The sequence below is a fragment of the Fulvimarina uroteuthidis genome, from assembly GCF_034321785.1.
Lineage (GTDB): Bacteria > Pseudomonadota > Alphaproteobacteria > Rhizobiales > Rhizobiaceae > Fulvimarina > Fulvimarina uroteuthidis.
The window spans coordinates 962,579-985,393 of the sequence record NZ_JAXLPB010000002.1 but is presented as its reverse complement, the minus strand read 5'-3'; the positions used below and the strand labels follow the sequence as shown (position 1 = coordinate 985,393).

Sequence of the window (22,815 nt, the reverse complement as noted above, 5' to 3'; positions counted from 1 at the left end):
GGACGCGACGATGGCAAAGACTCCTTCGGTCCTGTTCGTGTGCCTCGGCAATATCTGCCGCTCCCCGCTCGCCGAGGCCGCGTTCACGCTCGAGGCGGACCGGCTTCGGCTCGATGCGCGCGTCGCCTCGGCCGGCACCGGCGACTGGCACGTGGGCAATCCCCCCGACAGGCGCGCGATCGCGGTGGCGCTTCGTCACGGCACCGACATCTCCGCCTATCGGGCCCGGCAGGTTTCGCCCCGCGACTTCCACCGCTTCACCCATATCGTGGCGCTCGACGGCGATAATCTCGATGGGCTGCGCGCCCTCAGACCGGACGATGCGACCGCCGAACTCAGCCTGCTCCTCGATCATGTCGACGGCCGCGGCGGGGACCCTGTCGCCGATCCCTATTATGGCGGAGCGGAAGGCTTCGAGACGACCTGGACCGATGTGACGGCGGGCGCGAAGGGCCTTGCCGCCGCGCTTCGGGGCGAACGAAAGCCCTGACGGCCGATCCGGCGGACATCGCCGCCGGCTTTCGATTTCCGTGACGGTGCGGTCGAAGGGCGGGGCGGGCGATCAGACGTCGGCGGACCGGCGGCGAATGGCGTTCCGCCCCTGCACGAAGCGGTTCGAGGACGCCGCGACCAGCGCACCGTCGAGGCTTAGCACGCCGTCGAACAAAGCGAGCACGCCGGGCTGGGGATCCGGCGGCTGGCTGCAGAACCGCGTCAGGACCTGTGCGGCTTCCTCCGGCGGAAGGCGATCGGCAAGGAGGCCGAGGGCGACCGCCGCGGAGCGCCTGACACCGAGGAGACCATGGATCAGGAGCTTGCCGTCGGCCGGAATCGCGCGGGCGAAGTCGAGGATGCGGCGCACCATGTCCTCGTCGGGCCCGTTCGACGCCGCCACGTCGTCCACATCGTCGAAGCTGACGAACAGATGCCTGTCGGAGGGAAACCCGGTCGGTCCGAGATAGGACCGGCCCGGCAGGGTGATCGACAGAATATGCGTCGGCGCGATGGCGTCGATCATGCGGCGCGCTTCCGATTGGCCGCGCACCAGAAGTTCGGCCGAAAACCGTGCCGGTGTTGCCGGCGGGACACCCGAATCAGAGGTTTCGCTTTTGCCCGCATGACGGACAGTCATGTCTTCAAGGGAGAATTCTCTCAATGCCGGCATGCCCCATGTCCGAAGCCGTAGTCGCTGGGGAAGAGGCTAGCAGAAAAATCGCGCAAGAGGTACCGGTGTCGGTCGCCCGTTTGGCCTCGGCGGTGGCGCGGGAGGCCTGGAATGCCGGATCTCTCCAGCACGATGTCCAGACATGGGCCGCACCCTGTCGAACGATGACCGGGCGGTCTGTCTGATTTTTTTCGAAACGTGCCGGAACCGAATTTCGCCGGCAGTGTTAACCAGATACCCCAAGCGATCATCCCCCTCGATCGCGAAAAGACCCCGCAGTTGAAAAAGGACGGCTTCCCCCTCGCCGTCCTTTTTCATGTCCGCCGTTCCCGTCCGAAGCCCGCATCGGACATGCCGCCGCGCACCCGGGATCCGGTCGCGTCAACCTTTCTTGTCCGCCCGCGCCCTGTCGCCGCAGCGCGAATGGGGCTAGTGCGGGCCGATCGGCATTTTTCGCGGCAGTTTCGACATCCCATGCAAACCGGCATTCTCCTCGCGTTCGCGGCCTATTTCGCCTTCGCCTGCGGCGATGCCGCGACGAAAGCACTCGGCGACGGGCTTCCGATCTTCGAGATCGGCTTCTTCATGTCGCTCTTCGCCTTCATTCCGGCGGCCTTCACCAAGCCGCCGCAGGACCGCTGGCGAGACGTCTTCGTTCCGAGCCGACCGTTTCTTCTCGCGCTTCGCGTCCTGTTCGGCGTCGTCGGCATGATGAGCGCGGTGGTGGCGTTCACGACCCTGCCGCTGGCCGAAGCCTATGCGCTGATCTTCCTCCTGCCGATCTTCGTAACGGTGTTCTCCGCCCTCTTCTTGAAGGAGACGATCGGCTGGCGGCGCTGGAGCGCGGTGCTGGTGGGGCTCGCCGGCGTCCTTCTCGTCGTGCGCCCCGGGTTCCAGACCATCCTGCCCGGCCATTTCGCGGCGATCTCCTGCGCGATCTGCGGGGCGGGCACCGTCATCGTCCTGCGCATCATCGGGCCGACCGAGCGGCGCGTCACGCTGATCGGCGCGGTGCTGGTGGGTGCGGTGCTCGCCAACGGCGTCCTGATGATCCCGACCTTCGCCGATCCGACGCCGCATCTCTGGCTTCTCGCATTCGGCGGGCTCTGCGTCGGTCTCGGCCAGACCGGCCTCGTCTTCGCGACACGCTTGGCCACGGCGTCCGCCGTCGCCCCGGTGCAATACAGCCAGATCGTCTGGGCGGCGGTCCTGGGCGCATTGTTCTTCGGCGAATTTCCCGACGCGATCGCCTATGCCGGCATGGCCCTGATCGCCACGTCCGGGCTCTTCACCTTCATCCGGGAGCGCAAGAAGACGCGCTGGTGGCAGCGGACCCCGCTCATCCGCAACCGCTGACGCGCCGTCGCGGCCAAACCAGCGCGTCCCGTGCCGATCAGGCCTTCCTCGCCAGCCTGGCGGCGCGCCGCATCCTTGCCTCGTCGAGCGTGTCGAGGGTGACTTCGGGCAGCCTGGTGCGCCAGCCGGTGGCGTTGATCGAGACGATGCGGTTGCCGCGAAAGTCCTTCTCCACCGCGATCAGCCCGCGCTCTTCCATGAACGACAGGAGAAACCGCCCGCGCGAGGGCGAATGGCTGCCATAGGCCATGGCGAGATCCTCGTCGGGCGGGCATTCCGCCTCGTCCCGGGCCGCGCGCGCCAGCATCATGAAGACGCCCTGCATCTCTTCGGGCAGTTCGGCCGAACGGGCCACGACATCTGCCCACTCGCCGTCGGTCTCGTCGCCCGAGACGCCGGCCCGCGCCAGGGAAAGGCGCCGGCGAAACGCTCCCATGTCGGTCTCGGCGCCGCGCAGGCGCTTCAGGCGGCAATGGGTGAGGAACTCCTGGTAGAGAACCGGCACGGGACGGAAGGCCGCCTCCGGATCGTCGAGCATGTCGGCGAAGATCCGGTCGACCGCCTCGGCGCGCTCCGCCGGGCTGCGATCGTCCTCGTCGTCGGCAGGCGCCGGATCGTTGGCGGGGGCCGAATGGGCGACCCTCGACAGGAGTTCGCTCGTCTCCACCCGCGGCATGTCGCACGCGGCCGCCGGCCGCGCCGGGGCCCCGGCCGCCGGCTCGGGCCGGATCAGGCTGCGGCGCACGGGCCTTGCCTCGGCGGCGCGCTCCTCCTCGGACGGGGTCAGCACCAGGTCGGCCAGATCGTCGGGCGCGATGTCGGGCATCGGCATCAGCACCGGACGGCCCGAGCGCGCGGAGGTCTCGACCGAGCCGATGCGGATCGGGGTCGGGCGGCGGAACAGGGCGGGGCCGAGTGCGATGAAGCTGCCGGTCTCCAGATCGCGGAAGCGTTCGGCGCCGCGCCGGTCGATGCCAATGAGATCGGCGGCGCGCTGCATGTCGATGTCGAGGAAGGTGCGCCCCATGAGGAAGTTCGAGGCTTCAGCCGCGACGTTCTTGGCGAGCTTTGCCAGGCGCTGGGTGGCGATGACGCCGGCGAGCCCCCGCTTCCGGCCCCGGCACATCAGGTTCGTCATGGCGCCGAGGGAGGCGCGGCGCGCCTCGTCCGAATGCTCCCCCGCCATGGCGGGCGCGAACAGATGGGCTTCGTCGACCGCGATCAGCATCGGGAACCAGTGGGCGCGGTCGGCGTCGAAGAGCCCGTTCAGAAAGGCCGCGGCGCACTGCATCTGGACGTCCGCATCCAGGCCCTCGAGAGTGAGGACCACCGAGGCGCGGTGCTGGCGGATGCGGTTCGCGATGCGGGCGAGATCGTTGGGGGTGCGGTTGGCATCGACCACCACATGGCCGAACCGGTCGGCGAGGGTGACGAAATCGCCTTCCGGATCGATGATCGCCTGCTGCACCCAGCCCGCGCTCCTTTCCAGGAGACGGCGCAGGAGATGGGACTTGCCGGACCCGGAATTGCCCTGGACGAGCAGCCGGGTCGACAACAGCTCCTCGAGGTCGAGCTCGGCCGGATTGCCGGCATGGGTCGTTCCAAGATCAACGGCGACGGTCACGTGAGCGGGCTCCCTGAAACGGATCGAAACGACAATGGCACAGGGTCGCGCGTGCGACGAGAACGCGCGACGGGCGAGACTCGAACCTCGAAACCATCGTCTAGCACGGGAGAACGACCAGGAGGGCGCGCCCGTCGCCACGATCCACAACTCGTTCGCGACCGTCACGGACCGTCATGAACGAAACGACCCTCCCGAACCTTGCGAAGGTTCGATGAGGGCCGGACTGACTTTGCCGAAATTCGCGCCGTTCCGCACGCCATGAACATGAACGATACGGGGTCCACCAACCACGCTGACGACGAAACCTGCCTAGCACCCGATGCCGGTACGCGTCCGCATCGAAAGCCTTGTTTCCACAGACAAGGCTTGTGGATAACCCGCCCGGCGCGGCATTTCGGCGAAGCGTCGGCGGCCGTACTAAATCGTCGCAAGGCATTTTCCGTTGGCCCCGGACCACTATCTAGAGTAAGGCACCGGGCCACGGCCCGCACTCTGCCGATCCCGTAGACATTGAGAAGACCGCCTCATGTTCGAAAGCTTCGACCCCGTCCTCCTCGCCCGGATCCAGTTCGCGTTCACCGTTTCGTTCCATATCATCTTCCCGGCGTTCTCGATCGGTCTCGCCTCGTTCCTCGCCGTGGTGCTGAGCCTGCACACGATCACCCAGCGCGAAGTCTACATGGACATCTTCCGCTACTGGGTGAAGATCTTCGCCGTGGCGTTCGGCATGGGCGTCGTCTCGGGCATCGTGATGAGCTACCAGTTCGGCACCAACTGGTCCGTCTTCTCCGACAAGACCGGGCCGATCCTCGGGCCGCTGATGGCCTACGAGGTGCTCTCGGCCTTCTTCCTCGAAGCCGGCTTTCTCGGCATCATGCTGTTCGGCCGCAAGAAAGTGGGCCCGACGTTGCATCTCGTCGCCACGATCGTCGTCGCCATCGGCACGCTGGGCTCGGCCTTCTGGATCCTCTCGGTCAACTCCTGGATGCACACCCCCGCCGGCTACGCCATGAACGAGGCCGGGCAGTTCATCGCGACCGACTGGTGGGCGGCGGTGTTCAACCCCTCCTTCCCCTACCGGCTCGCGCACATGGTGCTCGCGGCCTACCTCACCACGGCGTTCATCGTCGGCGGCGTCGGCGCCTTCCACCTGCTGCGCAACCGCAGCAACCTGGCCGCCCGCAAGATGTTCTCCATGGCCATGTGGATGGCCGTCATCGTCACGCCGGTGCAGATCATGGCGGGCGACCTCCACGGCATCAACACGCTCGAGCACCAGCCGGCCAAGATCGCGGCGATGGAAGGGCACTTCGAGGCGAACGACGAGGGCCCGCTGCCGCTGATCCTGTTCGGCCTGCCCGACATGGAGGCGGGCGAGACGAAGTACGCGGTCAAGGTGCCCTATCTCGGCTCGCTGATCCTCACCCATTCGCTCGACGGCAACATCAGGGGTCTCGAAGCCTTCCCCCGCGAAGACTGGCCGCCCGTTCCCATCGTGTTCTGGACCTTCCGCATCATGGTCGCGATCGGCTTCGCCATGCTCGCCATCGGCCTCTGGTCGCTCTATGCGCGCTACAAGGGCCGGCTCTACGAGAGCGAGTGGCTGCAGCGCGCCTCGGTGGCCATGGGGCCGATGGGCTTCGTCGCGGTCCTGTGCGGCTGGATCACCACGGAAGTCGGCCGGCAGCCCTTCACGGTCTACGGTCTGCTGCGGACCAGCGAGAGCCATTCGCCGATAGCGGCCGAGGCGGTCGGAACCTCGCTCGTCGCCTTCATCATCGTCTACTTCGTGCTCTTCGGGGCCGGCACCTTCTACATCATGCGCCTGATGGCCAAGGAGCCCTCGCCCTGGGATCTCGACACGCCCGATCATCAGCCGATCCGTACCGCCGGCATCACCCCCGTGCAGTCCCTCCAGGACGACGAACGCGGCGGTCTCGCCAAGACCCCGGCCGAGTAGAACCAAAGGAGACAGTCGACAATGGATCTTACGGTTCTCTGGGCCTTCATCATCGCATTCGCGGTCATCGCCTACGTGATTCTCGACGGGTTCGACCTTGGAACCGGGATTCTCTTCCCCTTCCTCGGCGACCACAAGAACCGCGACGTCGCGATGAACTCGGTCGCGCCGATCTGGGACGGCAACGAGACCTGGCTGATCCTGGGTGGCGGCGGCCTCTTCGCCGTCTTCCCGCTGGCCTACGCGATCATCATGCCGGCGATCTACGCGCCGATCATCGTCATGCTGCTCGGCCTCCTGTTTCGCGGCGTCGCGTTCGAATACCGGTTCAAGACGGTGCGCGGACGCTGGCTGTGGGACGTGTCGTTCTTCATCGGCTCGGTGTCGGCGGCCATGGCGCAGGGCGTCGCGCTCGGAACGCTGGTCCAGGGCATCGAGATCGACGGGCGCGCCTATGCCGGCGGCTGGTGGGACTGGCTGACGCCGTTCTCGATCGCGACCGGTTTCGCCGTCGTCATCGGCTATGCGGTTCTCGGCGCCACCTGGCTCGTCATGAAGACCGAAGGGGACGTCGCGCGGGTCGCGCGCAGGCAGGCGGTCGTCCTGTCGGTGTTCATGCTGATGGCGCTCGGCGGCGTCTCGCTCTGGATGCCGTTCCTGGAAGAGGCGTTCTTTGCGCGCTGGTTCGCCTTTCCCGACTTCTTCTACGTGCTGCCGGTCCCGATCTTCACCGCCTTCGCGGCCGTCAGCCTCTTCCACTCGCTGCTCACCGGTGCGGAGATCCGGCCGTTCTTTTCCGCGCTCGCCCTCTTCGTCCTCGGCTATGTGGGCATCGGCATCTGCTTCTGGCCCTATATCATCCCGCCGAGCGTCACGATCTATCAGGCGGCGGCCCCCGAAAGCTCGCAGATCTTCCTGCTCGTGGGCGCCAGCGTCCTGATCCCGCTCATCCTCCTCTACACCGCCTATGCCTACTGGGTGTTTCGCGGCAAAGTGTCCGAGGATGCGGGGTACCATTGATGGATCGTGACACCGCGAGGGGGCAGACCGAGCAGGCGGGCGGCCGCGAGGCGAGCCGGGAGAGCGGCGAGGCGCAGGCCTCTTTGCCGGTCCGCCTCGGCTGGTTCGTCCTCTACTGGATCGCAGGGGTCTCGGTCCTCGGCGTCATCGCCTATGCCATCAGGTCGGTGATCCTCTAGCGCGTCGGCCCGAAGACCGGAATCGATTTTCGGAACCCCGATGCGTGAAAATTCAAAAGACCGCCAAAGCATCAGACCGCCGAAGCATCGTCGCTCCTGAGGGGACGCCGACGGCGTTCGATCCGCCGGGTGCGGCCTTGCGCAGGCGGGCCTTGCGCAGACCGTCCTTGCTCGCGCGGCCGGCGCTTAGCGGTGTCGCGGCTTGGTCACGTGCCAGTGGATCACCGTCATCGACGGCTTGAACCCGCGATAGGGGCCGACCTTCTCGACCGTCTCGACGCCGATGCGCAGGAGCTCGCCGCCAAGCTGCGCGTGGAGATCGATCAGGATCGATTCCGATTCCAGCGTCACGGCGTGCGCGACGAGGCGCCCGCCCGGCTTCAGCCGCTGCCAGCAGGTCGCGTGGACCCCGTCCGTCAAGCCGCCGCCGATGAAGACCGCGTCGGGCGCAGGCAGATCGGCAAAGGCGTCCGCGGCCTTCGCGCGCACGATCGTCAGGTCGGGCGTTCCGAGCGCCAGGGCATTTTCCGCGATCATCGCGCAGCGGTCCTCGCGCGGTTCGATGGCGATGGCCGACAGACGCGGGGACGCGCGCAGCCATTCGATGCCGATGGAGCCGCTTCCCGCCCCCACATCCCACAGGAGATCACCCGGGATCGGCGCGAGCGCCGCGATGGCGAGGCTGCGCATCACCCGCTTGGTCATCTTGCCGTCGTGGACGAACGCGTCGTCGGGCAGGCCCGGAACGCTCGGACGCGGCGTCGCGGCAAGGCCCGCGCGGCATTCGATGGCGACGGTGTTGAGCGGGTCGATATCGTCGAGGTCGAAGTCGGCCGCGAGCGCCGTGCGCACGCGCTCGTCATATCCGCCGAGATTTTCGCACACGACGAGCCGGCTCTGGCCGTAGCCCCGCGCCGTCAAAAGCCTGGCGATGTCGCGCGGGGCATCCTCCCCGGACGTGAGGACGATGAGCCTCGCGCCCGGCGCGGCGAAGCGGACCAGGGTCTCGATCGGGCGGCCGTGGGCGGTCAGGCATTCGCAATCCTGCAGCGCCCAGGCAAGACGCGCGGCGACGAGCTGGAAGGCCGACAGAGAGGGGATGACGCGAACCGCGCTTTCGCCGAAGCGTCTGGCCAGCGTCGCCCCGACACCGAACCAGAGCGGATCGCCGGTCGCCAGCACCACGACGTTCTCGCCCTCCAGCGCCTCGATCGCAGCGAGATTGCGCTCGAAGGGCGATCCCCAGGCAAACTGCTCGGAACGGGTCTGGCCGAGCATTTCGAGATGGCGCGCGCCGCCGAAAATCGCGTCGGCCTCGGCGATCGCCATATGGGCATCGTCGGACAAGGCCGAAAGACCGTCCTCGCCGATCCCGATGACCGTCAGCCAGGCGTCTCTAGCCGTCATCGCCGGTCCCGGATCCGAGGCCCTTCGCCAAGGCGTTGACGGCCGCGGCCGCCATCGCCGAGCCGCCCAGACGCCCGTCGAGGGTGATGAAGGGAATGCCGCGCGGATCGGATTTCAGTTCGGCCTTGGCCTCCGCGGCACCCACGAAGCCGACCGGAAGCCCGATGATCAGAGCGGGCCTCGCCGCCCCCGCATCGATCTTCTCCAGCAGCCGGAACAGCGCGGTCGGCGCATTGCCGATGGCGACGATCGCGCCGTCGAGGACATCGTTCCACAGTTCGACCTGGGCGGCCGACCGCGTCGTCTCGTCCCGCGCCGCGATCTCGCGCACCTTGGGAAGATTGAGGCGGCAGACCACCTTGTTCTCGTGCGGCAGGGACGCGCGGATGATGCCGTGCGAGACCATTTCGGCGTCGACCAGAATGGGCTTTCCGGCCAGAAGCGCCGCCTTGCCGGCCGCGATCGCGCCGTCAGAGATGGTGAGGCCGTCCGCGACCTCGGGCATGGCGCAGGCGTGGACGATGCGGATGACGAGTTCGTGGGCCTCCTCCTCGAACCGCGCGAGATCGACGGCCTCGCGGATCTGCCGGAAGCTCTCCTCGTAGATCCTGTCGGGCTGGCGCAGGTAATCGAGCCGCCTTGCGCGCGTCTCCGCGTCCGAACCGTCGATCTGTCCCGTCGCGGGCTGGGTCTGGGCAAGGCCGGTGATCCAGCCTTCTTCGCCCAGCACCACCCGCATCTCGTCCTCGCCGAGATCGGAGGGCGCGGCGAGGAAGGAGGCGAAGCGGTTCTGGACGTCGCGCGCGGCAAAGATCTGGGAGAGCGTCTCGACCTGGTCGGCATCGACCGGACGCCCGCCCGCGCGGGTGATGTCGAAGAGGCTCGGATAGATCTCGGCCAGGACGATCGGCCGCTCGATCGCATCGGCAAAGCGGGTCTCGAACGGCCAGACCGCGATATGCTCCTTGAATTCGTCGTCCTGGCGCAGCTTCTCGAGCTGGGCGATGCCGGTCATGGCCTGGCTTCCGACGCTGCCCGTATAGTGCATCTTCCACACCGGCTGGCCGCGCGCGGTGCGCATCTCCGCCATCCGCTTTTCGGGCAGGATATCGGGATAGGGCTCGGGCCGCTTGGGCGACAGCCCCGGAATGTCCTGGAATTCGGGCCGGCCCCAGAACATGGGCGCATGGGCGAGCTTGTCGCGGTTCAGCCGGCCGGCGATCTCGAAGCGGTTGTTGAGGTTGGAATCGAGATCCTGGATGTTGCGGGCGAGATAGCTCCAGAGCGCTTCCCAGGACGCTTCGCCTGTGATCGCCTCGGCGCCGCCCACGGGATAGCCGAAGGGAAAGTCGAAGCCGGCGAACACGCGCTCGCCGGCATCCAGGCGCTCGCGGAAGAACTGCCGGAGCTTGGCCATCGCGCCGGCTCTCGTCGAGACGTTGACGGTTTCGATCAGCCGGACCTCGTCGTCCTTGCGTTCGGCAAAACTCATCCAGATCGAGTTGGCACCGACCGCGGGGACGTTGGCGGCGGACCAGTCGATCGCGACATAGGCATCGAAAAGCGGCAAAGGGACGGCTTCTTTCTTATCGCGGGGGACGTCGGCAAGCCCGTGATCGCGCGAAGGATCGGGCTTTCCGGCCAGGATTTCAGGGTCGGAGCATGTCTGGCGCTCGTCTCATACTCTTCTCACATGGCGCAAAGAATCGCGCAAAACCGCCAAATGTCCAGTGTCTATCGCAGCGCGCACGCCGATTGGCGCGGCAAGGCCCGTTGCGGCCTCGCCGCAAACGCGGATTTCACGCGTTGGCGAGGAGGCGCGACCCGCCCGGTTTCGAACGCCGGCCCCCGTGCCTTGTCCGTCCAGGCGCGGCTCGAACGCGCCGGTGCCCGTTTGGCCTCTTCCCCTTTCCGTCGCGTGACGATCTGGGCTAGGACAGGCCGACAGACGGAGCTCGCCCTTGCGTTCGAACGAAGGCGGGAGATCCGGCACGCGGCGTGAAATCCCTGGAGAGGTGGATGATCAAGAACAAGCTGAAGCAGGCATGGGCCGAGGGCCGGGCGACCATGAACGGCTGGTGCTCCATCGGCAACGCCTTCACGGCCGAGATCATGGCCGCGCAGGGCTATGACAGCCTGACCGTGGACGTCCAGCACGGGGCGCTCGACTATTCCAGCCTTTTGCCGATGTTCCAGGCCATGCGCGCCTCCGGCGTCGTGCCCTTGGCGCGCGTGCCCTGGCGCGAGCCCGGCATCGTCATGAAGGCGCTCGACGCCGGCGCCTACGGCGTGATCTGCCCGATGGTGAATTCGGCCGAGGAAGCGGCGGAGTTTGCAAGCTTCATGCGCTATCCGCCACGTGGCCAGCGCAGCTTCGGCCCGACGCGGGTCAGTTTTGCGGCGGGCGCCGATTATGCGCGCGAGGCCAATGACGAAGTGCTCGCCTTCGCGATGATCGAGACCGGCGAAGGCGTCGCCAACCTCGACGCGATCGCCGCGACCCCCGGCCTCGACGGGCTTTATGTCGGCCCGGCCGACCTCACCCTCGGCGTCATGCAGGGGCGCCTTGCGCCCGGCTTCGACCGGGAAGAGCCGGAGATGATCGAGATCATCCAGCGCATCCTGAAGGCGGCCAAGGACAACGGCAAGGTCGCAGCGCTGCATTGCGGAACGCCCGACTATGCCGCCCGGGCCATCGGCTGGGGCTTCGACATGACGACGGTCTCGGGCGACTCGCGGCTCCTGGCGGCCGCGGCCGGCGCCAGCGTCGAGCGGTTCCGGGCGCTGACGACGAAAGCGCCGGCGAGCGCCGGCGACGACGATCAGGGCGGTTACTGAGCGCGCGTGCGAGGGGCGACGAGACGGCGGACGGCCGGCCGATCCCGACCTAACCCTGATCGCGCACGGTAAGCGGGTCGGACATGTCTCGTGCCGCTCTCCCCGATTGCGGCAGGACCGAACGGTAGACGAAGGCCGCGATGAAGACGATCGTCATCGACAGGACGATCGTCGGCGCCGGCGCGCTGTCGAGGAAGAAGCTGACATAGACCCCGAACAGGGAGCAGCCGACGGAGATCGCCATCGCCGTCAGAAGCATCATGGAGAACCGGCGCACCAGGAGATAGGCGATCGCTCCGGGCGCGATCAGGAGCGCGATGGTCAGGATGATGCCCGTCGCCTTCAGCGCCGCGACGATGGTGAGGGACAGAACCGTCAGCAGCCCGTAATGGATGAGCCGCACCGGCAGGCCGATCGCCCGCGCATGCAAGGGGTCGAAGGTGTGAAGCAGGAGGTCGCGCCATTTGACCGCGACGATCAGCGTCGTTCCCGCCGCGATCACGCCCGCCTGCCAAAGATCCGCCGGCAGGATGCCCAGCATGTCGCCGAAGAGGATATGGTCGAGGTGAACGTCGGATTCGATCTTGGTGTAGAGCACCAGACCGAAGCCGAACATGCCGGAAAACACGATGCCCATCACCGTGTCCTCCTTCACCCTCGAATTCTCCGACAGGTAGCCGGTCGCGCCCGCGCACACCATGCCGGCGACGAAGGCCCCGATCGCCAGCGGCACGGCGAGGATGTAGGCCAGGACGATGCCGGGAAGGACGGCGTGGGAGATCGCGTCGCCCATCAGCGACCAGCCCTTCAGCACCAGGAAACAGGACAGGAGCGCCGTCGGCACGGCGACGAGAACGGCGATCAGCATCGCCTCGCGCATGAACGGAAAGGCGAACGGCATCAGGGGGTTCTCGAACAGCATGCCGATCATGCCGCCGGCCTCGCCTCGAAGTGTCCCCGATCGGGCGCCCCGTCCCCGTCCCGCTTCGCCTCCTCGTCGAGCGCCGCGCGCATCCTCGCACGGGCGGCCAGCCGGCCGTGCTTGGGCGCGAAGACGAAGGCGAGAAGGAAGATCAGCGTCTGCAGGCAGATGATGATGCCGCCGGTCGCCCCGTCGACGAAGTAGCTGGCATAGGCGCCGAAGAAGCTCGTGCCCGCGCCGATGAGGACCGCGATCACGATCAGCCTGTGGAAGCGGTCGGTCAGGAGGTAGGCCGTCGCGCCGGGGGTGACCACCATGGCGATGACGAGAAACGCCCCGACCGTCTGCAGGGCGGCGACGGTGGAAGCCGCCAGAAGCGCGAAGAACAGGACCTTCATGGCGGTGACCCGCACGCCGACCGTGCGCGCGTGGTTCTCGTCGAAGAAGGTCGCGACCATATCCTTCCACTTGGCCGACAGGACGGCGAGCGTCACGCCGGAAATGACGAGCAGCTGCAGCGTATCGGCGGGCGTGATGGCCAGCACGTTGCCCAGAATGATGGTCTGCACGTCGACGGAGGTCGGCGACAGCGAGACCATGAACAGGCCGAGACCGAAGAAGGAGGTGAAGATCAGGCCGATGATCGCGTCCTCCTTCAGCTTGGTGCGCTGGTTGAGAAACAGCATCGCCGCCGCCGCAAGACCGCCCGACAGGAACGCGCCGAACGCGAAGGGCAGGCCGATCATGTAGGCGCCGGCAACGCCCGGGACGATGGCGTGGGAGAGCGCGTCGCCGATCAGCGACCAGCCCTTCAGCATCAGATAGGCCGACAGGAACGCGCAGGTCGCCCCGACGAGCGCGCTGACGCCCATGGCGTTGACCATGTAGCTGTACTGGAACGGCTCGAGGAGGACGCTCACCGCGCGCCTCCGGCATCCTTCGGACCGGCGGAGGGGGCGGACCGAATGTCCGCCGCCTCGACATCGGTTCCGGGATCAGGATCGGGAAAGACGACGAAGGGACGCTCGTCGTCGGTGAGGATGCCCGTCGCGCCCGCATTGTCGCCGACCGCGAGGTCGAAGTGGCGCAGAACCCCGCCGAACGCGGTTTCGAGATTGGCGCGGGTGAACACCTCGCGCGTCGGGCCGCTCGCCAGCACCGTGCGCTTCAGCAGGACCGTATAGTCGCAGAACTCCGGCACCGAGCCGAGATTGTGGGTCGACACCAGCATCACCCGACCCTCGGCGGCAAGCTCGCGCAGGAGATTGACGATCGCATCCTCGGTGCCGACGTCGACGCCGGTGAACGGCTCGTCGAGAAGGATCACCCGACCGTCCTGTGCCAGCGCACGGGCCAGGAAGACGCGTTTCTTCTGGCCGCCGGAAAGCTCGCCGATCTGGCGCTTGCGATAGTCGGCCATGGCAACGCGCGAAAGGGCCTCTGCGACCGCTGCATGGTCGGCCTTGGAGGGGCGGCGGAAGAAACCCATCTTCCCGTAGCGGCCCATCATCACCACGTCCTCGACCAGAACCGGGAAGTTCCAGTCCACTTCCTCGCTCTGGGGAACGTAGGCCACGGCATTGGCGCGCAGGGCCTCGGCAACGCTCGTGCCGAGAATCTCGATACGGCCCTCGGACAGGGGCGCGAACCCCATGATCGCCTTGAAGAGGGTCGACTTGCCCGAACCGTTGACGCCGACGAGGGCGGCGATCGAGCCGTGCGGGACTTCGAAGCTTGCCGATTTCAGCGCCGTCAGACCGTTGCGATAGGTGACCGACGCGTTCGACACGCGAATGCCGGGCCGGCGCCGCGGCGCTGCCGCGCTCTCGGGCGCTGGCCCCGCACCGACCGCAGGCCTGTCCGCAGAACTCACCGTGTCAAGCATTGAGCGATCGTCTCACTCGTGGTCTTGATGAGGTCGATATAGGTCGGCACGGGACCGCCCGCCTCGCTCAGGGAATCGACGTAGAGAACGCCGCCATAGGTCGCGCCGGTCTCGCGGGCGACCTGTTGGGCCGGATCGGCCGAGACGGTCGATTCCGAGAAGATGCACGCCACCTCCTGCGCCGCGATCGTGTCGATCACCTTGCGCACCTGCTGCGGCGTTCCCTGCTGGTCGGCATTGATCGGCCACAGGTAGAGTTCCTTCAGGCCGTAATCGCGGGCAAGATAGGAAAACGCACCCTCGCTCGTCGCAAGCCAGCGCCGGTCTTGCGGTATGGCGGCGAGGCGTTCGCGGATGGGGCGGGTCTCGGCCTCGATCTCGGCCTTGTAGGCGGCGGCGTTCGCCCGGTAGGTCTCCGCATTGGCGGGATCGGCGCTCGCAAAGCCTTCGGCGATGTTGTCGACATAGATCAAGGCCGCGTCGAGCGACATCCAGGCGTGCGGATTGGGCTTGCCGTCATAGGGTCCTTCGGAGATTCCCATGGGCTCGACCCCGTCGGAGACGGTCACGGTCGGGATCTCGCCGAGATTGGACAGGAACCGCTCGAACCAGCGTTCGAGGCCGAGGCCGTTGGCAAGGATCAGGTCGGCATCCATCGCGCCGACGAGATCGCCGGGCGTCGGCTGGTAATTGTGGATTTCCGAACCCGGCTTGGTGATCGAGGTGACGGTCGCGGCATCGCCCGCGACGTTCTTGGCCATGTCGGCGATGATCGTGAAGGTGGTGACGGCCTTGAGCTTGTCCTGCGCCCCGGCGGAGGCGGCAAGACCGAACGAGGCCGCGATCAGCGTGCCGATCGCCGAGGCCGCCAGTGCCGCTTGCCGCATCCTCCTCCCCGTCCCAGTCCCTCGTTCACGCAAACCGTCATTCTCCGTCGACAAAGATTCTGTCCGGCCGACCTGCGCGCAGATCGGCCATCGTCCGTTATAGGTGGCGCGTTTGCGCCGGCGGTTCAAGCGCGTTCTGGAATGGATCCAAGCCCGTCCGCCCTCGCCTTGCCCCGACCGCGTCGCGCCCGGGCATGACGAGGCCCGGCGGATCGCCGCGTCAGCCGCGCGCGAAGACGCGCCTCGTCTTGCGGGGGCGCGCCTGCGTCGATACCTAGGTCGCAACGCACCCGCCACCGAGGGATCTGCCGCCTTGCCCATCGTTCAGCTCGACGAATATCTGATCGATCAGATCGCCGCCGGCGAGGTGGTGGAGCGGCCGGCGAGCGTCGTGAAGGAACTTCTCGAAAACGCCCTCGACGCCGGCGCGCGGCGCATCCAGATCGCCACCGCCGGCGGCGGCAAGACGCTGATCCGCGTCACCGACGACGGCAAGGGCGTGCCGCGCGACGAGTTGCGCCTCGCCGTCAAGCGCCACTGCACCTCGAAGCTGTCGGGTGGGCTCGACAAGATCGCCAGCCTCGGCTTTCGCGGCGAGGCCCTTCCCTCGATCGGCTCGGTCGCCAGATTGTCGATCATGTCGCGGGCCGAGGGCGCGGCGGACGCCTTCGAGATCATGGTGGAGGCCGGCCGCTGCGAGGGTCCGCGCCCGGCCGGGCTCACGCGGGGCACGGTCGTGGAGGTGCGCGACCTCTTCCAGCAGGTGCCGGCGCGGCTGAAATTCCTCAAGAGCGACCGCGCCGAAAGCGCCGCGATCACCGAGATCGTCAGGCGCCTCGCCATCGCCTTTCCCGGCGTGCGCTTCGAGGTGTCGGGGCCCGATCGCTCGCGCCTCCTCCTCGAGGCGGTTCCCGCCGACGCGCCGCTGAAGCGCATCGCCGACGTTGTGGGCGAGGAATTCGCCGAGAACGCGGTCGAGATCGAGGCGGAGCGCGAGGCTGTGTTCCTGTCCGGCTTTGCCGGCCTGCCGACCTTCGACCGGGGCAATTCGCTCGCCCAATATGTCTATGTGAACGGGCGCCCGGTGCGCGACAAGATGCTGATCTCGGCGCTGTCGGGCGCCTATTCCGACATGATGGCGAAGGGCCGCTACCCGGTCGCGGTGCTTTTCGTCGAGATCGATCCCGCGCTCGTCGACGTGAACGTCCATCCGGCCAAGGCCGACGTCCGCTTCCGCGATCCGCAACTCGTGCGCGGCCTCGTCGTCGGCGCGATCCGCGAGGCGATGGCGAAGGCCGGCGTGCGCGGCTCGACGGCTGCGGCGCACGGGTTGATGGCGCGGTTTTCGGGCGCGGGCCCGCGCGGCGATGCCGGGTCGACGTCGCGCTTCGACGGCTTTGCGCCGGGCGCGCCCGACATTGCGATGACGCCGCGCGCCGATTTCGGACGGTCCGCCTTCGCGCGGCACCCGGCGCCGGAGCGACCGCGCGCGCCCTTCGATGCCGCGCGCGCCGCCTATCGTCCGCTGGAGGAGCGGTTCGACGAAGGGGCTTCGCCGCTTGGCGCGAACCGGGGCTTCATGGAAAGCGCGCAGGCCCCGTTCGATCCGGGGCCTTCCGGCGCGCCGTCGTCCGGACCATCGCCGGGCTCCGGCCGGGACACGGCGAGCGCCCATCCGCTCGGCTCGGCCAAGGCGCATCTCTTCGAGAACTTCATCCTTGCCGAAACCGAGGACGGGCTGGTTCTCGTCGACGGTCACGCGGCCCATGAGCGACTGGTCTACGAGAGGCTGAAGGCCGCGCTCTACGGCCGGCCGATCGCCTCGCAGATGCTGTTGATCCCGGACGTGGTGGATCTGCCCGAAGACGATGCGGACCGCATCTGCGAGGAGGCCGAGACGCTGGCAACGCTCGGCCTGCGGCTCGAACGCTTCGGGCCCGGCGCCGTCGCGGTTCGCGAGACGCCCGCCATTCTCGGCCAGTGCGAGATCGGCCGGCTGGTGCGCGATCTGGCCGACGAACTCGCCGAATTCGGCACCGGGGAAAGCGTTCGCTCGCGCATCGACCATGTCGCTGCGACCATCGCCTGCCACGGATCGGTGCGCACCGGCCGGCGGCTGAGACCCGACGAGATGAACGCGCTCCTGCGCGAGATGGAGGCGACGCCCGGCTCCGGCACCTGCAACCATGGCCGCCCGACCTTCATCGAGCTGAAGCGCGCCGACATCGAGGCCCTGTTCGGGCGTCGATAGATCGTGCGCCGCCCCGCGCCCGGCGTCCGGCACCACAGCGTTCCGGTGATGCTGCCTTTGCCTTATTAAATTGCCTTCGCGCCCGCGAGGCGCTAGATGCGGTCGGCCATTTGCCAGGACATGAAACCACAGGAGCGACGCGCCCATGAACCGGATGGAGACAGGCGGCGAGGCCAAGCTGAAATATGGCACGCCCGATTTCCAGATCGTGCGCTCGGGCGCCTATGTGCGCTGCGCGGTGACGGGCGACCAGATCCCCCTCGATCTCCTCAAATATTGGAGCGTCGAGCGCCAGGAAGCCTACCGGGACGCGGATGCCGTGTTCCAGCGCGAGAAGGAAATCCGTTCGGGCAAGGCCTGACGTCGATCGCGGCCTGCGGATCATGGCCGGTCTCGTCGCAACCCAAGCCGATCGCCGAGCCTTACCGACGCATGATCGCCGGAAGACCGGAGCGATGCGTCCATGCCGGATGGAAGCCGGCCGTGCGGGCCCGGTGGCGAAGCGCGGCTCGAGAGAGAGGCATGCGCCGGTATTTCACGCTCCGCTAGAGAAGGAAGGCTGCCGAAATCGACGGACCGGAGCGCAAAGCCCCGGTCCATGCCCATCGCGGCCTTCGGCAAGGAGAAAGGCGTCCGCATCGATCGCAGCCGCGGCGACACCGAAGGGCAGGACAAGGCCGTTGCTGCGACCATCGGTGAATTCGACCGGAGCTTCGCCATTATCGTTACGGACATGGATGGTCTCGATCGAAGCGCCGACGACAAGCTTGTCGACACCGTAATCCCAGTCGGCTCCCGCATCGACGCCTTCACCGATCTGAAAGCGTTTGTGTTGCGCCATCACCCACGTCCACGCCTCGAAGACGGTTTGCGGTCGCCGGCCGATCTCAGGCGCCGAAGCGGCGGCGGTGGAAATTGGCGAGCGTTTCCTTGACGATCGCCGAAGCGGCGCCGGCGTTCTCGAACGACAATGTCACGTCCAGAACCTCGCATTCCGCAAGGAACAGGCGGGCCGCCTCCGTGCCGGTCGCAAGCCGCGCCGCATCCTTGGCGGTGGTCACCAGTTGCAGCCCGTTCTTCCAGGCTTCCTGGGACAGCCGGGCGAGATCCTGCGGTCGGTAGGCGTGATGATCGGGAAAGGCGCGGGTCATCTCCACCCTGGCGCCGCAGGCCTTGAGGGTTTCGGTGAATTTCTGCGGATGGCCGATCCCCGCAAAGCCGAGAACCGGCATGCCTTGGAAACGCTGGCCGTTCTCGGCCAGAAGATGGGCGCGGAAGACCGGATGGTTGGAACGGGCCGCCTCGCTGACGACCGCCGCACCCGCCTCCCCCGTTCCGATCATCAGGATCGCGGAGGCGTGGGCAAGTTGCGTCTTCAGGGGCGCGCGCAGGGGGCCGGACGGAAACACCTGCCAGTTGCCGAGCCCGCGCCGCGCATCGACCGCGAGAAGGGCGTAATCAGTGCGAAGCCGCGCGCTCTGGAAGCCGTCGTCCATGATGATGAGATCGCAGCCATATTCGTCGATCAGCCGTTCCGCGGCCTTGCGCCGATCGGCCGATACCGCGGTGGGGGCGATCTTCGCCAGGAGAAGCGGCTCGTCGCCGGTCTGCGAGGCGGTGTGACGATCGCCGTCGACGACAAGAATTGCCGAGCCTTTCCGCCTGTAGCCCCGCGTCACGAAGCCGGGGGTGCGGCCGAGCGCGATCGCCGCCCTTGCCAGCGCCATCGCCGTCGGGGTCTTGCCCGCGCCCCCGACCGTCGGATTGCCGACGCACAGGACCGGAACGCTCAACGGCGCGCGCCGCCCCTTGTCGAGATTGCGCGCCGCGACCGCGCCGTAGGTCAGAGCAAGCGGCGAGAGCGCCGCCGCTTGCCAGGATGGCGCCTGCCACCAGAAATCCGGTGCTTTGAACGCAACTTTCATCACAGCCCATGTCGTCCGTCGCGCCAGTCGTCGGAGCGCCTGTCGAGGCTGACCGCGAGCTTGAGCGGATTGATATAGGGCGAAAGCGCGCGCAGGGTGCGCTCCTGCGCGCCGCGCATGGTGGCCACGCTCGCCGCACCCGCCGCGCCCATGGCGGCTCTTCGCGCGGGATCGGACAGAAGCGCATCGACCTCGCGGGTAAGGCCCGCCTCGTCCCTGACGATCGCGCATGCGCCGTCCTCGACGAAGCGCTGGTAGACGTCGCGAAAGTTCTGGACGTAGCGGCCGCACAGGATGGCCCGGCCGAGCATGGCCGGCTCCATCGGGTTCTGGCCGCCCTCGCCGATCAGCGACTTGCCGATGAAGGCGATGTCCGACAGCCTCAGATAGAGCCCCATCTCGCCCATCGTGTCGCCGAGAAAGATGTCGGTCGCATCGGTCGGCACGGCACCCATGGAGCGCTGGGCGACGCGCAGTCCCGTCGAGCGCAGCTCCTCGGCGATCTCGTTGCCGCGGTCGGGATGGCGCGGCACGATGATCGTCAAAAGGCCGCGATGGCGCCGCTTGAGGCCGATATGGCACGTCGCGGCGGCCATCTCCTCACCGGCATGGGTGGAGAGTGCGGCCCATGCGGGCCGTGCGCCGATCGCCTGCGATATCTCCGCCAGAACCGCTTCGTCGCAGGCCGGCGCGTCGGAATCGGCCTTCAGATTGCCGGCGACCGTTACCGTACCCGCGCCGAGCCGGCGGTAGCGTTCGGCGTCGATGTCCGACTGGGCGATGACGAGGGCGAAATTCTCGATCAGCGCCTCGGCGAACCAGTGCGCCTTCTTCCAGCGCTCGAACGATCGGTCCGAAAGCCGGGCATTGACGAGCACCTGCGGCACCCGGCGCTCGGAAAGCTGGCGAAGCGTAACCGGCCAGAGCTCGCTTTCGGCGAAGATCGCCAGATCCGGCTTCCAATGGTCGAGAAAGCGCGTGACCGCGGCCTTCACGTCGAGCGGGACATATTGGTGGATGACGCAGTCCGACATGCGGGTCTCGACGATCTCGGCCGACGTGCGCGTGCCCGTCGTCATCAGGACGCTGAGCCCGTCGGCCGCGATCGCGCGCGCGAGGGGGGCGACGGCGAGCGTCTCGCCGACGCTCGCGGCATGGATCCAGACCAGCGGAACGCCCTCGGGACGCATGACGCCGGCATGGCCGAACCGTTCGCGCTTGCGCGCGCGGTCTTCCTTGCCGATGCGCGTGCGATAGGAAATGTAGGGACGCAGGATAGGCGAGACCGCCGAGCCGAGCAGCCGGTAGGCGGACAGGACGGCGCGCGCCTTGCCTTCACTCATCGTCTCGCCTCCACGATGCGCGTCGCATCCCTGTTGGCCGCCTCGATCGCCCGCGTCACCTCGCGGCGTTTTTCCTCGAGCAATGCCGCGTCGGCGTCGGCGGGAACGTGGATCGGTTCGCCGACGACCACCGCCATGCGGCCGAAGGGCAATGGAAGGGTGGTCTGGTCCCAGGAGGAGCGGACCACCCGGCGCCGGCTCGTCACCGCCGCGCTCGGCAGGATCGGCCGGCCGGAAATGCGCGCGAGCGTGACGATGCCGTGCCCCGCCTCGCGCGGCGTGCCCTTCGGCACGTCCGCGATCATGCAGACGCCGAAGCCTTCGCGCAGCGCCTTTCGCAGCGCGATCACCGCGCGCGCCCCGCCTTTTTCCGATTTCGTCCCGCCCTCGCGTCCGCCCGAGCCGCGCACGGTGTCGATGCCGAACCGCGCCACCACCTGGGCGTTGATCTCGGCATCCGCATTGCGTGACAGCAGCGCCACATAGGGCAGTTCGACGGGCCGAAAGATCGGCGCGAGAAGATGCTGGCCGTGCCACATCCCGACGATGGCCGGATGATTTTCGCAGATGCGAAGCCGCACCGCCGCAAAATCGGTCGCCGGCGTCTGGGTGCGCGCGACGAAGCGAAGAACGCGGTGGATCGCGGCGCCAGCCAGCCAGTTGACGAACCGGCTGCGCCCGATCTTGCGGAGGGCCTTGCGGCGAAATCGGCGCAAGCGCGCCGGGCGCCGGGACTTGCCCGTGCGGATCGGCTGCGCCGTGCCGGTCTTGAGGTCGCCTTCGTTCATCGACACCGATCCGTCCTCACGGCAAAGGGCGATGACGGCGCATCGCCCTTTGCCCGAACGCTTTCGATGGCTGCACCTCGTGATCGAAGGACCGGGCGTCACATGCCTGCCCGGCGCTCTTCACCCTCATGCTTTTTCGGGGGTGAGGAGGCGATGCATATGGACGATGAAGTAGCGCATCGACGCATTGTCGACCGATTGCTGCGATTTCGAGCGCCAGGCCGCGAGCGCGCTGTTGTAGTCGGGGAAGATGCCGACCACGTCGAGATCGTCCAGATCGCTGAAATGCACCGACTGGAGATCGTCGAGCTCGCCGCCGAACACGAGATGAAGCAATTGCTTGGGTTTTTGTTCGTCCATCGTACCTGACCTTCTTGTTCCTGAATTATCCATCGGCGTTTTCGGCCTTCATCGCCAGCCGTTACGGCGATTTGACGGCGTCTTCCCGCAGGACCGCCTTCGCCAGCGCCGCGATCCTGGGCATCGCCGCGTGCGAGGCGGCCACGAGAAGGCCGTGGCGCCTGGCGTCCCGGCCGTAGACGAGGCGATCCCCGTCCCCGTCGAGCAGCGCCGCACCGGCCCGCTCCAGAAGAAGATCGCCTGCGGCGATGTCCCAGTCGTGGGCCCGCGGGCGGATCAGGGTCGCATCGAGCCGCTGTGCGGCGACCTGGCACAGCCGGTAGGCCAGCGACGGCGCCCCGCGCTCGGTCGAAAAGCCGCCTCGCACGTCCGCATCGAGACGGCGAAAGGGTTTGATGAACTGGTCGGGCACCGCGACCGAGAGCGGCCGATCCCCGACCTGGGGCACGAAGATCCGCTCCCCGTTGAGGCGCGCCTCGCCCGAGCGGGTGACCGTGAACATCTCACCGAAGACCGGCGCGAAGATCGCACCGGCGAGCGGCCTGTTGCCCGAGACGAGCGCGATCGACACGCACCAGGTGGCGTCGCCCCGCAGATAGGCCCGCGTCCCGTCGATCGGATCGACGACGAAGAAGCGGTCTTCCCGGGTGGTGGACGGGATCGATCCCTCGACCTCGCTCTCCTCCGACACCCAGCCATAGTCCGGCCGGGTCTCGAGAAGCATCTGCCTCAGATATCGGTCGACCGCGTAATCGCCCTCGGAAACGGGAGAATCGTTCTCCTTCCACCAGATCTCGGGGCTCCCGCCGAAGAAGGACATGGCGATCCGGCCCGCCTCGCGCGCGGCATGTGTGAGAAGTTCCAGTTCCTGATCCTGGGAAGGAAGAGCCTGATGCACGGTG

22 protein-coding genes are annotated in these 22,815 nt (G+C 67.5%); 9 read left to right on the top strand and 13 right to left on the bottom strand.

What is annotated here, in order from left to right:
* Nucleotides 1-10 precede the first annotated feature (10 nt).
* A complete protein-coding gene (locus U0C82_RS09375; RefSeq protein ID WP_322186796.1) occupies nucleotides 11-490 on the top strand; it encodes a low molecular weight protein-tyrosine-phosphatase in 480 nt (159 codons plus the stop codon).
* Nucleotides 491-562: 72 nt separating this feature from the next.
* Here the strand turns inward: U0C82_RS09375 and U0C82_RS09370 are convergent, their stop codons facing one another.
* Complete coding sequence (locus U0C82_RS09370) at nucleotides 563-1,018, bottom strand: hypothetical protein (protein WP_322186795.1); 456 nt, start codon at nucleotides 1,016-1,018, stop codon at nucleotides 563-565.
* A 621-nt stretch (nucleotides 1,019-1,639) separates the two neighbouring features.
* Here U0C82_RS09370 and U0C82_RS09365 point away from each other — a divergent pair.
* Nucleotides 1,640-2,521: a DMT family transporter gene (locus U0C82_RS09365; RefSeq protein ID WP_322186794.1), complete on the top strand. Its 882-nt coding sequence runs from the start codon at nucleotides 1,640-1,642 to the stop codon at nucleotides 2,519-2,521.
* Nucleotides 2,522-2,558: 37 nt separating this feature from the next.
* Here the strand turns inward: U0C82_RS09365 and U0C82_RS09360 are convergent, their stop codons facing one another.
* Nucleotides 2,559-4,145, bottom strand: coding sequence for an ATP-binding protein (locus tag U0C82_RS09360; RefSeq protein ID WP_322186793.1), 1,587 nt, complete (start codon nucleotides 4,143-4,145; stop codon nucleotides 2,559-2,561).
* Between the two features lie 529 nt (nucleotides 4,146-4,674).
* Here U0C82_RS09360 and U0C82_RS09355 point away from each other — a divergent pair.
* Genes U0C82_RS09355 through U0C82_RS09345 form a run of 3 tightly spaced genes read left to right on the top strand, consistent with a single transcriptional unit; the run spans nucleotide 4,675 to nucleotide 7,307 of the window.
* Nucleotides 4,675-6,108, top strand: a complete 1,434-nt coding sequence (locus U0C82_RS09355) for a cytochrome ubiquinol oxidase subunit I (protein ID WP_322186792.1) — start codon at nucleotides 4,675-4,677, stop codon at nucleotides 6,106-6,108.
* 21 nt (nucleotides 6,109-6,129) lie between these two features.
* A complete protein-coding gene (gene cydB, locus U0C82_RS09350) occupies nucleotides 6,130-7,128 on the top strand; it encodes a cytochrome d ubiquinol oxidase subunit II (protein ID WP_322186791.1) in 999 nt (332 codons plus the stop codon).
* A complete protein-coding gene (locus U0C82_RS09345) occupies nucleotides 7,128-7,307 on the top strand; it encodes a hypothetical protein (RefSeq protein ID WP_322186790.1) in 180 nt (59 codons plus the stop codon). Before cydB ends, U0C82_RS09345 begins: the two co-directional genes overlap by 1 nt.
* A 186-nt stretch (nucleotides 7,308-7,493) precedes the next feature.
* Here U0C82_RS09345 and cbiE read toward each other — a convergent pair whose 3' ends face one another.
* The gene (gene cbiE, locus U0C82_RS09340; protein ID WP_322186789.1) at nucleotides 7,494-8,714 is read right to left on the bottom strand and encodes a precorrin-6y C5,15-methyltransferase (decarboxylating) subunit CbiE; all 1,221 of its coding nucleotides are present in this window, start codon (nucleotides 8,712-8,714) and stop codon (nucleotides 7,494-7,496) included.
* Nucleotides 8,704-10,284: a precorrin-8X methylmutase gene (locus U0C82_RS19040; protein ID WP_322186787.1), complete on the bottom strand. Its 1,581-nt coding sequence runs from the start codon at nucleotides 10,282-10,284 to the stop codon at nucleotides 8,704-8,706. Before U0C82_RS19040 ends, cbiE begins: the two co-directional genes overlap by 11 nt.
* Before the next feature lie 449 nt (nucleotides 10,285-10,733).
* On the opposite strand from U0C82_RS19040, the gene U0C82_RS09330 reads away from it, so the two are divergent.
* Entirely contained in the window at nucleotides 10,734-11,552 is an 819-nt protein-coding gene (locus U0C82_RS09330; protein WP_322186786.1) for an HpcH/HpaI aldolase family protein, read from the top strand.
* Between the two features lie 49 nt (nucleotides 11,553-11,601).
* On the opposite strand, the gene U0C82_RS09325 is transcribed toward U0C82_RS09330, so the two are convergent.
* From U0C82_RS09325 to U0C82_RS09310, 4 genes are read right to left on the bottom strand one after another with little or no spacing between them, the layout of a single operon-like run.
* Nucleotides 11,602-12,483 (bottom strand): metal ABC transporter permease, encoded by an 882-nt coding sequence (locus tag U0C82_RS09325; protein ID WP_416186643.1) that lies wholly within the window; start codon nucleotides 12,481-12,483, stop codon nucleotides 11,602-11,604.
* Nucleotides 12,480-13,358 (bottom strand): metal ABC transporter permease, encoded by an 879-nt coding sequence (locus tag U0C82_RS09320; protein WP_322186895.1) that lies wholly within the window; start codon nucleotides 13,356-13,358, stop codon nucleotides 12,480-12,482. The genes U0C82_RS09325 and U0C82_RS09320 overlap by 4 nt, the downstream gene beginning before the upstream one ends.
* Before the next feature lie 32 nt (nucleotides 13,359-13,390).
* Nucleotides 13,391-14,359 carry a manganese/iron ABC transporter ATP-binding protein gene (locus U0C82_RS09315; protein ID WP_322186785.1) on the bottom strand — a complete coding sequence of 323 codons (969 nt, stop codon included), beginning with the start codon at nucleotides 14,357-14,359 and terminating at the stop codon, nucleotides 13,391-13,393.
* Nucleotides 14,344-15,246 carry a metal ABC transporter substrate-binding protein gene (locus U0C82_RS09310; protein WP_322186784.1) on the bottom strand — a complete coding sequence of 301 codons (903 nt, stop codon included), beginning with the start codon at nucleotides 15,244-15,246 and terminating at the stop codon, nucleotides 14,344-14,346. Before U0C82_RS09310 ends, U0C82_RS09315 begins: the two co-directional genes overlap by 16 nt.
* Nucleotides 15,247-15,559: 313 nt before the next feature.
* Between U0C82_RS09310 and mutL the strand changes: the two genes are divergently transcribed.
* From mutL to U0C82_RS09295, 3 genes are all read left to right on the top strand, one after another.
* The gene (gene mutL, locus U0C82_RS09305; protein ID WP_322186783.1) at nucleotides 15,560-17,497 is read left to right on the top strand and encodes a DNA mismatch repair endonuclease MutL; all 1,938 of its coding nucleotides are present in this window, start codon (nucleotides 15,560-15,562) and stop codon (nucleotides 17,495-17,497) included.
* A gap of 145 nt (nucleotides 17,498-17,642) precedes the next feature.
* Nucleotides 17,643-17,858 carry a DUF2093 domain-containing protein gene (locus tag U0C82_RS09300; protein ID WP_322186782.1) on the top strand — a complete coding sequence of 72 codons (216 nt, stop codon included), beginning with the start codon at nucleotides 17,643-17,645 and terminating at the stop codon, nucleotides 17,856-17,858.
* A gap of 237 nt (nucleotides 17,859-18,095) precedes the next feature.
* On the top strand, nucleotides 18,096-18,431 hold the full coding sequence (locus tag U0C82_RS09295) for a hypothetical protein (protein ID WP_322186781.1): 336 nt from the start codon (nucleotides 18,096-18,098) through the stop codon (nucleotides 18,429-18,431).
* On the opposite strand, the gene lpxK is transcribed toward U0C82_RS09295, so the two are convergent.
* The 5 genes from lpxK to U0C82_RS09270 form a co-directional block, all read right to left on the bottom strand.
* Nucleotides 18,385-19,422 carry a tetraacyldisaccharide 4'-kinase gene (gene lpxK, locus U0C82_RS09290; protein ID WP_322186780.1) on the bottom strand — a complete coding sequence of 346 codons (1,038 nt, stop codon included), beginning with the start codon at nucleotides 19,420-19,422 and terminating at the stop codon, nucleotides 18,385-18,387. The two genes, U0C82_RS09295 and lpxK, sit on opposite strands and share 47 nt — an antisense overlap.
* On the bottom strand, nucleotides 19,422-20,765 hold the full coding sequence (waaA, locus tag U0C82_RS09285; RefSeq protein WP_322186779.1) for a lipid IV(A) 3-deoxy-D-manno-octulosonic acid transferase: 1,344 nt from the start codon (nucleotides 20,763-20,765) through the stop codon (nucleotides 19,422-19,424). The genes lpxK and waaA overlap by 1 nt, the downstream gene beginning before the upstream one ends.
* Nucleotides 20,762-21,553, bottom strand: coding sequence for a lysophospholipid acyltransferase family protein (locus U0C82_RS09280; protein ID WP_322186778.1), 792 nt, complete (start codon nucleotides 21,551-21,553; stop codon nucleotides 20,762-20,764). The genes waaA and U0C82_RS09280 overlap by 4 nt, the downstream gene beginning before the upstream one ends.
* 126 nt (nucleotides 21,554-21,679) lie before the next feature.
* On the bottom strand, nucleotides 21,680-21,913 hold the full coding sequence (locus tag U0C82_RS09275; RefSeq protein ID WP_322186777.1) for a DUF4170 domain-containing protein: 234 nt from the start codon (nucleotides 21,911-21,913) through the stop codon (nucleotides 21,680-21,682).
* Nucleotides 21,914-21,974: 61 nt separating this feature from the next.
* Nucleotides 21,975-22,811, bottom strand: a complete 837-nt coding sequence (locus tag U0C82_RS09270; RefSeq protein ID WP_322186776.1) for a 3'(2'),5'-bisphosphate nucleotidase CysQ — start codon at nucleotides 22,809-22,811, stop codon at nucleotides 21,975-21,977.
* Nucleotides 22,812-22,815: the final 4 nt, after the last annotated feature.